General features: G+C 36.4%; 13 protein-coding genes. 7 read left to right on the top strand and 6 right to left on the bottom strand.

What is annotated here, in order from left to right; all coding sequences use genetic code 11:
* Positions 1-9 precede the first annotated feature (9 nt).
* From rbsR to KPL75_RS17440, 3 genes are all read right to left on the bottom strand, one after another.
* The gene (rbsR, locus tag KPL75_RS17450; protein WP_113937912.1) at positions 10-981 is read right to left on the bottom strand and encodes a ribose operon transcriptional repressor RbsR; all 972 of its coding nucleotides are present in this window, start codon (positions 979-981) and stop codon (positions 10-12) included.
* A 138-nt stretch (positions 982-1119) separates the two neighbouring features.
* Positions 1120-2733, bottom strand: a complete 1614-nt coding sequence (locus KPL75_RS17445; protein WP_219917139.1) for an MDR family MFS transporter — start codon at positions 2731-2733, stop codon at positions 1120-1122.
* Between the two features lie 19 nt (positions 2734-2752).
* Positions 2753-3211, bottom strand: a complete 459-nt coding sequence (locus KPL75_RS17440; protein ID WP_002114114.1) for a MarR family winged helix-turn-helix transcriptional regulator — start codon at positions 3209-3211, stop codon at positions 2753-2755.
* A gap of 271 nt (positions 3212-3482) precedes the next feature.
* Between KPL75_RS17440 and glpT the strand changes: the two genes are divergently transcribed.
* The 6 genes from glpT (at position 3483) to opp4A (ending at position 10741) form a co-directional block, all read left to right on the top strand.
* Positions 3483-4832 carry a glycerol-3-phosphate transporter gene (glpT, locus tag KPL75_RS17435; RefSeq protein WP_219917138.1) on the top strand — a complete coding sequence of 450 codons (1350 nt, stop codon included), beginning with the start codon at positions 3483-3485 and terminating at the stop codon, positions 4830-4832.
* A gap of 273 nt (positions 4833-5105) precedes the next feature.
* Positions 5106-6125 (top strand): ABC transporter ATP-binding protein, encoded by a 1020-nt coding sequence (locus tag KPL75_RS17430; protein ID WP_219917137.1) that lies wholly within the window; start codon positions 5106-5108, stop codon positions 6123-6125.
* Positions 6112-7038, top strand: coding sequence for an ABC transporter ATP-binding protein (locus tag KPL75_RS17425; protein ID WP_002204445.1), 927 nt, complete (start codon positions 6112-6114; stop codon positions 7036-7038). Before KPL75_RS17430 ends, KPL75_RS17425 begins: the two co-directional genes overlap by 14 nt.
* Before the next feature lie 14 nt (positions 7039-7052).
* Entirely contained in the window at positions 7053-8021 is a 969-nt protein-coding gene (opp4B, locus tag KPL75_RS17420) for an oligopeptide ABC transporter permease (RefSeq protein WP_002116173.1), read from the top strand.
* Positions 8022-8039: 18 nt separating this feature from the next.
* A complete protein-coding gene (locus KPL75_RS17415) occupies positions 8040-8945 on the top strand; it encodes an ABC transporter permease (protein ID WP_016093335.1) in 906 nt (301 codons plus the stop codon).
* Positions 8946-8959: 14 nt separating this feature from the next.
* On the top strand, positions 8960-10741 hold the full coding sequence (opp4A, locus tag KPL75_RS17410) for an oligopeptide ABC transporter substrate-binding protein (RefSeq protein ID WP_193673782.1): 1782 nt from the start codon (positions 8960-8962) through the stop codon (positions 10739-10741).
* A gap of 104 nt (positions 10742-10845) precedes the next feature.
* Here opp4A and KPL75_RS17405 read toward each other — a convergent pair whose 3' ends face one another.
* From KPL75_RS17405 to KPL75_RS17395, 3 genes are all read right to left on the bottom strand, one after another.
* Positions 10846-10962, bottom strand: a complete 117-nt coding sequence (locus KPL75_RS17405) for a DUF4027 family protein (RefSeq protein WP_219921124.1) — start codon at positions 10960-10962, stop codon at positions 10846-10848.
* A 366-nt stretch (positions 10963-11328) separates the two neighbouring features.
* A complete protein-coding gene (locus KPL75_RS17400; protein WP_219917136.1) occupies positions 11329-11751 on the bottom strand; it encodes a universal stress protein in 423 nt (140 codons plus the stop codon).
* A gap of 218 nt (positions 11752-11969) precedes the next feature.
* Positions 11970-13421 (bottom strand): SulP family inorganic anion transporter, encoded by a 1452-nt coding sequence (locus KPL75_RS17395; protein WP_219917135.1) that lies wholly within the window; start codon positions 13419-13421, stop codon positions 11970-11972.
* Between the two features lie 236 nt (positions 13422-13657).
* Here KPL75_RS17395 and KPL75_RS17390 point away from each other — a divergent pair, with 236 nt between their 5' ends.
* Positions 13658-14926 carry an MFS transporter gene (locus KPL75_RS17390; RefSeq protein ID WP_219917134.1) on the top strand — a complete coding sequence of 423 codons (1269 nt, stop codon included), beginning with the start codon at positions 13658-13660 and terminating at the stop codon, positions 14924-14926.
* Positions 14927-14967 lie beyond the last annotated feature (41 nt).

Genomic DNA, 14967 nt, shown 5'->3' with positions numbered 1-14967 from the left:
CTCATCTCCTTACTTCGTCGTATTTCGTTCTATAATTTCAATCGGTAAACGATAGTGTTTCTCTTCTAATGGATTTCCTTCCATCTGCTCTAACAACAACTCTGTTGCAATTTTCCCCATTTCATAAATTGGCTGTGCAACAGTTGTAATAGATGGATACATCATTTCTGTTAAAGAAATTCCATCGAATCCGATAATTTGTAAATCGTCTGGAATAGAAATTCCCTTTTGAAGTGCAGCCTTTACAACGCCGATTGCAATTAAATCATTCCCAGCAACAATTCCATCAATATGCGGATATTCTTCTAATAATTCCACCGCGACCTGTTCACTATTAGCTGGATCGAATGTACTCTCTGCAATCATATAAGAAAGATTATTTTGCGTAATAACGTCTACAAAACCTTCAAAACGTTCATTAGCTGTGCTCACATCACGCGGTCCACGAATATGTGCAATATGTTTACACCCTTTGTCTATTAATAACTTTGTCGCCGCCTGACTCCCTGCATAGTTATCTGCATATACAGTAGGAATGCGCTCATTAAACATACGGTCAATCGCAACAACTGGAATAGACAAATTCATGTAATTAACACTATTTTGTGGATTCGTTGCCACAATAAACCCGTCCACATTATTTTGTCTAAGCACATCAATGTATTGTTTCTCTTTTTCTAAATTTTCATCAGAGTTACAAAGGACAACTGTGTAACCTTGCTTATGTGCTACATCTTCTACGGCACGTGCAACTTCTGGAAAGAATGGATTCACGATATTTGGAACAACTAAGCCAATTAAACGAGATTTTTTATTGTATAAAGATCGTGCTACTGTACTAGGCTTATAATCTAGCATTTCAATTGCTCGCTCTACTTTTTTTAATGTATCCTCATGAACATATCCATTTTTATTTAACACTCTGGAAACGGTCGCAACAGATACCCCTGCTAATTTTGCAACGTCTTTAATCGTACTCATTCTCTTTTCTCCTCATTTCATGTAACCGTTTACACAAAATAATATAACGCATTTATAAAAATACGTCAATCATTTCTCACTAAAAAGCTTTTAAGGTTATACTCAAAAAAAGCACCGCCATAAGGCGATGCTTTTTCATTATGAATATGATACAGTTTTTTCTTTCTCTTCTACAGCAGGTTCTTCTGCAACTTTTTTACGATCAGACAGTTTAATTTTCTGTAAGAAAATCGTAAAGATTGCACCTACTACGATAAATACTAATCCTGTTAAAAATACAGTATGCAGCGAATCTACTAAAGAACTTTTCAAAACCGGTACGATACTGTTAGAAAATGCTTCTGGCATTTGTTTTAAAGCCTCTGGACTAAATAGCATAGAATATAAACTTTGTGGATCTGTATGAATCATATCTTTAAATTTTGTTACCATTTGTCCCGCTTCTTTTGGGAATGTGTCTAATACAGGTACTAATTTATTTGTTAACGTTGTACCTGAAGTGTTATTCATAATTGACCCTAAAATTGTAATCCCAAACGTTCCACCGATTTGACGGAAGAATTGACTTGATGATGTTACAACACCAAGATCTTTTTTCGGGAAGCTTTCTTGTAATGCTAATGTTAAAATCGGCATAACAAGACCCATTCCTAAACCGATAACCATCATATAAGAAGTAGCGGTAAGCTTAGTTGTGTGCATATCCATCGTTGTTAATAACCAGAAACCACTAGCCATAATAAGCATCCCTGTAATAATTTGTGGTTTCACACCAACTTTTAATACAAGTTGACCACCGATAATACTCATAACGATCATTGTGATCATCATCGGTGTCATAATCGTTCCTGATTCAGCAGCACTTACGCCTACAATTCCTTGCATAAAGAACGGTACGAACATAATTGCTCCAAACATTCCGATACTCATAAAGAAACCGATCGCATTCAGTAGTGTAAATGTGCGGTTTTTAAAGAAGTGCATCGGTAAAATTGGTTCTTCAGCCTTCGTTTCAACAATAACAAAGCTAACAATACCAATGGCAGCTAGTGCAAATAACCCGATAATTTGCCAAGAACCCCATGCATAATCTTTCCCGCCAAACGTTAACGCAAGTAATAAACTTACAACACCGAGAATCATCGTGAAGATTCCAGCGATATCAATTTTAATTGGTCCTGTTTGTTTATGTGCTTTTAATCCCATTGCAATAAAGATTGTCGCTAAAATACCAACTGGTAAGTTAATATAGAATACCCATCTCCAGTCCACTGCGTCTACAATCCAACCACCAACTTGTGGTCCAATTACAGAGGCAAGACCATATAGAGCTCCAAAAATACCTTGCCATTTAGCACGTTCTTTTCCCGTGAACATATCTCCGATAATAATCATAGCCATTGGCATCATAATACCGCCACCAAGACCTTGAATACCACGGAAAATAATTAATTCTGTCATACCGTTTGCCATACCACATAACGCTGAACCAGCCATAAAGATAATTAATCCTGCTATATATACGTTACGACGCCCAAGTAAATCCGCTAATTTACCTGCAATCGGTACAACCGTTGTTGATGTTAACATGTAAGCTGTTGTTAACCATGTCATTAAACTTAATCCGCCTAGCTCACCGACGATACGCGGCATTGCTGTACCAACGATTGTTCCGTCCAATGCAGCAAATAGCATTGCGATTACTAAACCGATTAACAACAACTTTCTATTCTGACTTTCTTGTTGCTCCATGTAATCTCCTCAATTCCTCTTAGTTTTTCTCTTTTTTCTCTTGTGTCCCGCAAATAATTGTTTCTAGCTTTTCAAAGAGGCGTAACAAATCTTCCCTCTCTTGTAATTCTAAGTGTGAGAAGTATTTTGCAATATGCTCATTACGAGCCGCCATCGCTTCTTCTACTGTAGCTTTCCCCTTTTTCGTTAGCTCAATGATAACAACGCGGCGATCATTATCGTCGTGATAGCGCTCTACTAACCCATGATCAATTAAACGATCAATCATTACTGTAATCGCGCTCGGTTTCACGTACATTTTCTCCGCCAATTGTGTCGCTCTTGAAGCTCCGTAATGATCTAAAATCTTTAAAATATAAAACTGCGGTGGTGTAAGTCCTGATGCTTGCATTTGTTCTAATAGCTCTGTTTGCATTTTCTTTCCTATAGCGAATGTAAGAGCTTGAATCTTATCAATATGAGTCATATCATTTGGCATGTTATCCACCTCTTATTTAAGCAATAAAATATTTAACGTATTTAAATATTAATCCCACAAACAAAATACGTCAACAACTTTCTTTATAAAAACGTTTACATTTTTGTCACAAAGTTGTATAATTTTCGTCGAAGTTAATATTGACAGTCACGGAGAATCGGAGTATACGGCTATGAATCATAAAAAAGGGAACTTTTTTATATTTCATAGCCTTTTTGTATTCTCTCTGTCTTAAAACGCTTCCAATTAATTAGGGGAGGATTTTCATTTTATGTTTTTCACACAATTATTTAAACCTGCGCCCCACGCAGAACGCTTACCAGCTGATCGCACTGATAGCGAATACCGCAAATTGCGTTTGCAAGTATTCTTAGGCATCTTCATCGGTTATGCGGGTTACTACTTTGTTCGAAAAAACTTTTCACTCGCAATGCCATACTTAATCGAACAAGGCTTTAGTAAAGGGGAACTTGGGGTTATCCTTTCAGCAGTATCTATCGCTTACGGATTAAGTAAATTTCTTATGGGTATCGTATCCGATCGTTGTAATCCTCGCTACTTTTTAGCAGCTGGGCTATTTTTATCCGGTATCATTAATATTATTTTCGGCTCATTTTCTTTCATTACAACGAGCATTATACTTATGTTTGTACTTCAGTTTTTAAATGGATGGGTACAAGGTATGGGATGGCCTCCTTGTGGCCGTACGATGGTTCACTGGTTCTCCGTTAGTGAACGTGGTACAAAAATGTCTATTTGGAACGTCGCTCATAATGTCGGCGGCGCGCTTATGCCCTCTCTCGTTACATTAGGCTTATATTTCTTTGCAAATGACTGGAAAAGTATATTTTACTTCCCAGGTATTCTTTCAATTTTAGTGGGGATTTATGTATTAATTACAATGAGAGATACACCTCAATCTTGCGGATTACCTTCTATTGAAGAACATACTGGGGAATATCCATCAGATGAAAAAGTAGCGGACCGTGAACGCGAACTTTCGGTAAAGGAAATTTTATTTACATACGTATTAAACAATAAGTTTTTATGGTACATCGCTATCGCTAACGTTTTTGTTTATTTCGTTCGTTACGGCGTCGTAGACTGGGCTCCTACTTATTTAGTTGAGGAAAAAAGCTTTACTCACAGTAGCTCACGTACAGCTTACGCTCTATATGAATGGGCTGGTATTCCAGGTACGCTTCTTTGCGGATGGATGAGTGATAAACTATTTAAAGGGCGCCGTGCACCTGCTGGTATTTTATTTATGGTCGGTGTATTTATCGCAGTTCTTGTTTACTGGCTAAACCCTGCTGGCCATCCAATCATTGATAGTATCGCACTTGTTTCCATTGGATTTTTAATTTACGGACCTGTTATGTTAATTGGCCTACACGCTCTTGACTTAGCACCAAAGAAAGCTGCTGGAACTGCCGCTGGGTTAACTGGGTTCTTCGGTTACTTAGGCGGAGCTACTTTTGCTAGCGCAGCTATGGGCTTTATCGTAGATGGATTCGGATGGGACGGCGGATTCATTTTGCTACTTGCTTCTTGTGTGCTTGCAATGCTCTTCCTTGCTCTTACTTTAAATACAGGATCTACAAAACAAAAACAAGCTTAAGCACTAATATTATACTTACAAAAAAAGAGAGACAGTTCTTTCCAGAACGCCTCTCTTTTTTCTACATATAATACTTTTTTATTACAAATAATTTATCAATCAAACCGATCATTATTAGCGTTTTCAAAAGTTTTTTATCCTTATATTACTGCATCTCATCTCTATATAAAAAGATTTTTGAATATTTACCCTTGTCAAACATTGTCATTTTATATTAAAATAGCAACAACATACAAAATATTTAGTTTTTTCAGAAAAGATGGAGGGATAGCCATGAAGAAACCACTTCTTCGTATTGAAAACTTACAGACTTCCTTTCGCATACAAGATCAATATCACGCAGCAGTTGACGATGTTTCATTAACTGTCCATGAAAATGAAATTGTCGCGATTGTCGGTGAGTCAGGATGCGGGAAAAGTGCACTTGCCCTTTCCATTATGCGACTGCATAATGAAGCAAATACAAAATTACAAGGGCAGCTTTATTATAGAGATAAGGACTTACTGAGCATGTCAACCGCCGAAATAAATAAAGTGCGCGGTTCAAATATCGGCATGATTTTCCAAGAACCACTTACAGCACTCGATCCTCTTATGACAGTTGGAAAACAAATTGAAGAAAACTTAGACTACCACACAAGCCTTTCCAAAACAGAAAAGAAAGAACGCACATTAGAACTACTCCATCAAGTTGGTATTCCAAAACCAGAACTTACATATAAACAATATCCTCACGAATTATCTGGCGGAATGAGACAAAGGATTGTTATCGCGATTGCGATTGCTTGTAACCCAGCACTCATTATTGCGGATGAGCCAACAACGGCTCTTGACGTAACCATCCAAGCACAAATTTTAGACTTACTAAAATCTATTCAAGAACAAACGAAAATGGGCATCATTTTAATTACACATGATTTAAGCGTTGTTGCCGAAACAGCTGATCGTATTGTCGTTATGTATGCAGGACAAGTTGTAGAAACAGGAACAGTAGAAGAGATTTTTAATAACCCTCTTCACCCATATACTCGTTCTCTATTAAACTCAATTCCATCTGCATATGCTGAAAAAGAAAAATTGCATGTAATTCAAGGGGTTGTTCCATCATTAGCGAAGCTTCCTCGCATGGGTTGTCGATTCCAAGCTCGAATTCCATGGATTAGGCCAGATCAGCATGAGGAAAATCCAGTTTTACATGAAGTAAAACCAAACCATTGGGTACGTTGTACTTGCTATAAGCACTTCAACTTCCAACATAAGACAGGAGATGACGTAACTCATGGCACTGCTTAAAGTAGAAGATTTAAAAGTACACTTTCCAATTAAAGGTGGTATTTTCGGTCGCACATTAGACTACGTACGTGCTGTTGATGGCGTAAGTTTTGAATTACAACCTGGTGAAACGTACGGAATCGTTGGTGAATCAGGTAGTGGTAAATCAACAACCGGTAAAGCAATTATGCACTTAACGAAAGCGACAGGCGGTAGCATTCATTTTAATAATAGAGATTTAACGAAATTAAGTCGCTCTGAGTTAAGAGAACAACGAAAAGATATTCAAATGATTTTCCAAGATCCATATTCATCTTTAAATCCAAAGAAACGCGTTATGGATATTATCGCTGAACCACTTCGGAATTTTGAGAAGCTCTCACCAGATGAAGAGCGTAGAGCTGTTCAAGATTATCTTGATAAAGTTGGGTTAAATCCTGAGTCTATTTATAAATACCCACATGAATTTTCCGGTGGACAAAGACAGCGGATTGGTATTGCACGCGCACTTACATTAAAACCAAAACTTATTATCGCGGATGAACCAGTATCTGCACTTGACGTGTCGGTACAAGCGCAAGTTTTAAACTTCTTACAAGATTTACAATCTGAACTAGGATTAACGTACCTATTCATAAGTCACGATTTAGGAGTAATTCGCCATATGTGTGACCGCATCGGTGTTATGTATCGCGGGCGCATTGTTGAAGAAGCAACTAGTGCAGAAATTTATAATAATCCACAGCACATCTATACGAAACGCCTAATATCAGCTATTCCTGATATTCGTCCAGAAAACCGCGAACAACAACGTAAATTACGTCGTGAAGTAAGTACGGAATACGAGAGATCCTACGAAAATTATTTCAATGAAAACGGTCGTGCTTACGATTTAAAAGCAATCTCGCCAACTCACCGGGTGGCATTACCATAAGGGAGTGATAAAACATGTGGAAATTTATATTACGCCGGGTTTTAGTAATGATACCGCAATTATTCATATTAAGTGTACTCGTCTTTACACTTGCTAAGGCAATGCCAGGTGATGCATTAAGTGGCGCTGAACTAGCAAACCCAAAAGCGGATCCAAAAGTGATTGAAGAACAACGTGAGAAACTAGGTTTAAATGATCCTCTTCCTACTCAATATGTACACTGGATTTCAAATGCTGTACAAGGGGATTTCGGTATTTCTTATGCTCATAAATTGAAAGTAACAGATATTATTGGGGAACGTCTTGGCAATACAGTACTGTTAGCTCTTCTTATTCTTATTCTTACTTACTTAATTGCTATTCCACTTGGGGTTATAAGTGGACGTTGGAATGATACATGGGCTGATCGACTCATTACACTCTATAACTTTTTAGGATTCGGTACGCCACTCTTTATTTTTGGATTAGTAATGTTATTCTTATTCGGCTTTTTATATCCAATTTTCCCTACGAGTGGTAGCGTTGATCCACAAGTTGCAGCCGGATCATTTGATTACTATTTAAGTAAATTCAATCATATGATTTTACCAGCTTTATCTGGGGCATTAATTGGAACAGTAGGAACTGTACAATATTTACGAAGTGAAATTATTGATACGAAACATAAAGATTTTGTACGCACGGTAAAAGCAAAAGGTGTACCAGAATCTAAAGTATATTCCAGACATATTTTACGAAATTCATTTTTACCAATTGCAGCATTTTTAGGATATGAAATTACAGGTTTAGTTGGGGGCTCTATTATTCTAGAAAATATTTTCGGCTACCCAGGAATTGGACAACTATTTTTCCAATCTATCACTCAACGTGATTTCAGTGTCGTAACTGCTCTTGTATTATTTACTGGATTCGCAACGCTACTCGGGACTCTTCTTTCCGATATTATTCTAAGCATCGTTGATCCACGTATTCGTATTGATTAATGGAGGTGAAGAAACGTTATGTTAGCAAATCCTGAAAAACAAACTGAAGTCATTCATTACGAAAAGAGCCCTTCTGGTTTCTCCATTATGTGGCGAGAATTTCGTAAAGATAAACTAGCAATGTTTTCCCTATTCTTTTTAGCTTTAATATTAATAGCCGTTTATGCAACTTCATTTATTATGAAGCAAGAAGATATCGTCCGAGTTGATCTGTTTGCTATTTATGATCCTCCTTCTGCTGAACATTGGTTAGGAACTGATTATGGAGGCCGCGATATTTTCGGACAATTAATTATTGGTACACGTAACTCCTTTACAGTGGGTTTAGCCATCACTCTTTTAGCAACCCTTATTGGTCTTACGATGGGACTAATTGCTGGCTATTTTGGAGGTATTGTAGATAACATCATTATGCGTTTCATCGATTTCATGATGATTTTACCATTCTTAATGATTGTTATCGTGTTTATCTCACTCGTTCCAACTTTCAATATTACAACATTTATTCTCATAATGACCACCTTCTTATGGGTCGGAAAAGCAAGACTTATAAGATCTAAAGTATTGACTGAGAAGGAACTTGATTATGTATCTGCATCAAAAACGTTAGGAACACCAAATTGGAAGATAATCTTCCAGCAAATATTACCTAATTTAAGTTCTATTATCATCGTAAATATTACATTAAATCTTGCTGGTAACATCGGGATTGAATCTAGTTTAACTTACTTAGGTTTCGGTCTACCAGAGAGCACACCAAGTCTTGGTACACTTGTAAGTTACGCAACAAACCCAGATGTATTGCAAGAAAAGTGGTGGATTTGGTTACCCGCATCAATCATGATTTTAGTGTTGATGCTGTGTATAAATTTTATTGGTCAAGCGTTAAAGCGTGCGGCTGATGCGAGACAAAGAAAAGGATAAGGGGTGGAGAAGTTATGAACAAACCAAAACTGTACAAAGTATTAAGTACACTTGCTGCTTCAACATTATTACTATCTGCATGTGGGGGTGCTGATAGCGGTAGTAAAAAAGCAAACACAAAAAAAGTAGAAACAAATAAATTTAGTGCTGCTGTAAAAAATGACGGTAAAGAAATTAAAGACGGATCATTAACTTATGGACTCGTTTCAAATTCACCTTTCGCTGGTGTTTTAAGTAGAGTATTGTATGAAGTTGCTCCAGATTCAGAAATTATGGATTTCTTTGATGAACAATTATTAGCTACAGATAAAAACTGGGAAATTACAAATGAAGGTGCTGCAACTTATACAATTTCTGAAGATAAAAAAACAATTACAATTAAAATTAAAGATAATGTAAAATGGCATGATGGTAACCCTTTAACGGCTGAGGATTTAGAATATTCTTACTTAATTATCGGTAATAGTAAATATACAGGTATTCGTTACGATACACAAATGCAAATGATTGAAGGTATGGAAGAATATCACACTGGAAAAGCTGACAAAATTTCTGGTATTAAAGTAGTCGATCCAAAAACAATTTCCATTACTTATAAAGAAGTAAACCCTTCACTGAAAACTGGTATTTGGACATATCCTACACCTAAAAAATATTTAGGTGATGTACCAATTGAAAAACTAGCTGAATCAGATAAAATCCGTCAAAATCCAATTGGATTCGGTCCATTTAAAGTGAAAAAAATCGTTCCTGGTGAATCAGTTGAGTATGAGCGCTTTGATGATTACTGGGGTGGCAAACCTAAGCTAAAAAATGTAACATTAAAAGTTGTAAATCCATCTATTGTTAGTGCATCTCTGAAAAAAGGTGATATTGATATTGCATCAATTACTGCCGATCAATATCCGAACGTAAGTAAATTAAAAAACACACAACTAATTGGTAAAACTGACCTTGCTTACACTTATATCGGATTTAAGTTCGGACATATGGACAAAGCAAAGAATGAAGCTGTAATGGATAACGATAAGTTCAAAGACGTTCGTTTACGTCAAGCGATGGCATATGCAATTGATAGAGAAAAATTAGGAGAAAAAGTATATCACGGACTTCGTGTTCCAGCTAACTCTCCAATTCCACCATCTATGCCAAAGTACCATAATAACAGTGTTGGCGCATATAACTTAGATGTAGATAAAGCAAAAAAACTATTAGATGAAGCTGGCTATAAAGACAAGAATGGTGATGGATTCCGTGAGGATCCAAAAGGTAATGAATTTAAAATTAACTTCCTAGCTAGTAACGGTAGTGAGACAAGTGAACCACTTGCAAAATTCTATATTCAATCTTGGAAAGATATCGGCTTAAAAGTAGAACTTCTTGATGGACGCTTACACGAATTTAATGCTATGCGTGATATGATTAAAAAAGATGATCCGAAGGTTGATATTTTCTCTGGTGCTTGGAATACTGGCTCTGACCCTGACCTTTCTGGCCTATGGGGCAAAAATGCCGGATTCAACTACCAGCGCTGGGTAAATGATGAAAATACGAAGTTATTAGACGCAGGATTATCAGAAAAAGCTACTGATGAAAAATATCGTAAAGAAATATACGATAAATGGCAAAAATTAATTCATGACGAAGCACCGATGATTCCAATTCATTACACATTTGATTTAACAGGTGTTAATAAGCGCGTAAAAAATTATGATGTCAACACTGAAGTAAATCAAATAACTTCACATTGGAAAGACGTTACTGTAACAAGTGAGAAGCCAGAAGTAGAAAAATAATCATAAAAATAGCTCTTAGCATTTACTTACATGCAAAGAGCTATTTTTTATTTATCGTTCTTCTCTTGCTGTTTATATTAATCAATTCCCTTCTATTCATACGATTAAAACATTTGCTGAAACATCTTTATTAAAACAGCTAACATAACAGATCCAGCAAATCCACCTAAACAAATAAGCCCCACACCTTGGCTATATGATAAATTTTGTAATGCTTTCATCTTCTTCATCCTCCCTATCTCCCCTTTGATATTCTTATTTTAACAATGGAAAAAATTTCATAACATCGATTTTGCTGACAACTAACTTACAAATTTGTAAGTTAACATTTTTTAAAACTTATATATCTAGTATGTCCACACTCTACCCCTTAATACATCAAAAAAAGACCTCGAATCATATCAAGGTCTTGCTTACATTACAGAATATCTAACTCAATTTATTTTATCCCGCATTAACGGGCAGTAAGACCCCACCTCGAAATTCAGTGAAAGCAAAGAAATTAGGTGGGGGATCAACTGCCCGTAAAAGCCCGATTGGTTCAACTAATAATCAGTGGGGGATGAACCCCCCCACTGATTAAAGTTTCACTTTATAATCATAACCGGGCATTTCACACGCTTTGCTATTTTATGACTTACACTACCAAGCACCATCTCTTGCAGTGTATTTAGACCTCTACTCCCAGCAATAACAAGATCTATATCTCCTGTATTTACATATTGAACAATCGTATCTCCTGGATCGCCATGTAGAATCGTAATTTTGTAGGAAATGTTCTCTTTCTTTAATAAACCCTCAATCTCTTTTAATTTATCTTTTCGACTAGTTGATATTGTTTCTAAATCCGTTTGTCCCTGTACAATATCTGATTTTGCCGTTCTATTATCTACCACGTACACAACTTCAACATTTGTTTCTTCGTTACATTTCGCAATATATGTTGCATGCTCTGCTGCCCGAAGTGCATGTTCAGAACCGTCACATGCCAATATAATTTGTTTATACATATGCTGAATCCCCTTTTCGTCATCCTACTCGTATTATATAATAAAGTGAAACTTTAATCAGTGGGGATTTTGTTCATTCCCCGCTGATTATTAGCCTTCACCAATCGGGCGTTTACGGGCAGTTGATCTCCCGCCTAACTTCTTTGCCCCAGTCGAATTTTGTGGTGGGAGTTTTACTGCCCGTTAATGCGGGATAAAGCCCCCTAAAAGGGAGGCTTCTAACTAGCAATTCTCTTATTATAGGTAGCTAAATTTGAAACAATCTTCGAGCTTCGTTCATTTAACCCTGTGATCCTTACTTTCACACCGTTCTGTTCATACTTCATGATAACTTTATCAATTGCCGCTACTGCTGAATCATCCCATACATGTGCATGAGTAAAGTTCATCTCAATTTCTTTCGCATCTTCATTATATGAAAAAGCATTTATATACTCTGCCGTAGATGCGAAGAATAGTTGGCCGTGAATTTCATATATTTTCTTATTTTCAATATACAAATGTTTCACGTGAATCTTTGCCATATTGAATGCAAATAAAACCGCACTAATTATCGTTCCGATAATTACACCTAATCCTAAATTATGTGTGATTAGGACTATCACAACTGTTACGATCATAACAAATGCGTTTTCTTTTGGTACTTTATGAATTGTTGCTATAGAGTTCCAATCAAACGTCCCAATCGAAACCATAATCATAACAGCAACTAAAGCAGCCATCGGAATATGAACAACATAGTCACCTAAAACAAATAGTAATATGATTAAAAAACCACCGGCTACAAACGTCGATAATCTCCCGCGACCACCTGATTTAATGTTAATAACAGATTGTCCAATCATTGCACATCCTGCCATTCCTCCGAAAAACCCAGCAACAACGTTCGCAATCCCTTGTCCACGTGCCTCTTTATGTTTATTACTTTCCGTATGTGTCATATCGTCTAAAACCGAAGCTGTTAATAATGACTCTAGTAAACCGATAATTGCAAGCATAACTGAGTACGGTAAAATAATACCTAATGTCTCAAGTGTAAACGGCACATCAGGAATACTAAAGAACGGTAATTCTTTCGGTAAGCTTCCCATATCCCCTACTGTTTTCAACTGTAACCCACTCATAAGCGCAATGCTTGTCACAATAATAATTGAAATAAGTGTAGACGGCACAGCCGTCGTAATACGTGGAAATAAATATATAATTGCAAGTCCTAATGCGACAAGTGCATACATTTGCCAAGTTGCATTTTTAAAATGCGGCAATTGCGCTGTGAAAACTAAAATTCCAAGTGAATTTAAAAAACCACTCATAACGGATTTAGGAACAAACTTCATAAATGAGCTCAGCTTGAACACTCCAAAAATAATTTGAACAATACCTGTTACTATTGTCACAGCAAATAAATATTGCAAACCGTGATCTTTAACGAGCGTCACCATTAATAATGCCATTGCACCTGTTGCAGCTGAAATCATCCCAGGTCTTCCACCAACAAACGAAATTGTAACTGCAATACAAAAGGCCGCGTACAATCCAACGGTCGGATCTACACCTGCAATAACAGAAAAAGCTATCGCTTCAGGAATTAATGCTAAAGCAACAACAATCCCGGATAGCACGTCCCCTCTCACATTTGAGAACCATTCTTTTTTTATAGTTTGAAACAAAGTAACACTCCCCTACTCTTTTATAATTTGATTTTCTCCGTAAGAAAATCAGGCCGACTGCACGAGGGCTATTATATAACGAGTAGAGGATTTTTTGCTATGTAAAAGTTTACCCGGTTCTAAATAACAACTTAATAAATGATTGATTTTTCAGATTTTTATTGATTTTACCGTGAAACTACATTAAAATTTATTTTAACGGTTAAATATATTTTAATGAAAGGATGTCATTTCATATGCAAACTCCTCTGAACAGGAAAGAAGTACCGATTTACAAAAATAAATCATTTTTATTACTTTGGCTTGGTAATGCGGTTTCTAGTATTGGAAGTGCGTTTTATTCCATGACTATTATGTGGATTGTATTTACAGCAAATAAATCATCACTTGAATCCGCATTTGTTATTATTGCTATGATTACTGCCCAAATGATTGTTTCACCAATTGCTGGTGTATTTGCAGATCGATACAATCGAAAAGCTATACTATTTTTCACTCATATCGCCTCTTGTGCTGTCGTTCTTCTTATACTAGCAATATACTTATCAACCCATCACATTTCACTCTACATCGCGATACTCTCTACTTTTTTATTAAACGTTTTAACAACCTTTTTAGGACCGACTGAAGCATCTGTTCTACCTGAAATTGTTGGAAAAGAAAACTATGCTAAATATTACGGACAATTTATGGCCGTTAACCAACTCTCTCGTCTTATAGGTAATGGTCTCGCCGGTTTTATGGTCGTTTGGCTCGGTGCTACGTTTTCAATTATTCTTAATGCTTGTACATTTTTATTCGTTGCAATTTGTATCCTATTAGCAAAGATTCCCACACATTCAAACCCAACACAAACAATTCCTCAAGAAAAAGCAGCTTGGATGCAAGATATGAAAGATGGGTGGCATTATATTCAATTATATCCGTACATTAAAGGACTCATTTTCATTGCATTTATCGTTAATATTGGGGCTGGTCTACTAAATCCCATCTTCCCTGCTCTTGCTTATAGAATTACTGGTGGTCCTGAAAGCTTAGGTATAATAAATATGAGCTATATGATTGGTGGCATTATTAGTGGCTTTGTCGCAGGATATATCGGAAAGAAATTTCAAAAAGGATTACTTTTAAGTGGAAGCATTTTCTTATCGGCATTTGCAATGGTCGGGCTAGCTTTCTCTCTTTCCATCTGGACAGTGGTACTTTGTATGTTCATCATTTCATTCTCTCTTACTCTATTTTCAATTATCGATGAAACTATCACCGTACTCCTTGTAGAACAAAAGTATCGCGGTAGAATAGATGGTCTCGCAAGTACCATAATCACTTCTACAATGCCGCTTACAATGCTATTTAGTGGATGGATAGCAGATATGTATGGAGTTACACTACTTATCCTATTAGGGAGCTTATTTTTCTTTGTAGGATCTGGAATTGCCTTGAAAAATCCTCACATTCGTAACGTATCTATAGAAACAAAAATAAATGAAAAGGCCCTTTCATAATTATATTCTTTTCTCCTTCATCGTTATGTAACAGCAAGAAA

This window comes from Bacillus sp. NP247, from assembly GCF_018966865.1.
In the GTDB taxonomy this organism is placed as follows: Bacteria; Bacillota; Bacilli; order Bacillales; family Bacillaceae_G; genus Bacillus_A.
The sequence above is the reverse complement of the archived record's forward strand: the minus strand, read 5'-3'. Positions and strand labels throughout refer to the sequence as shown.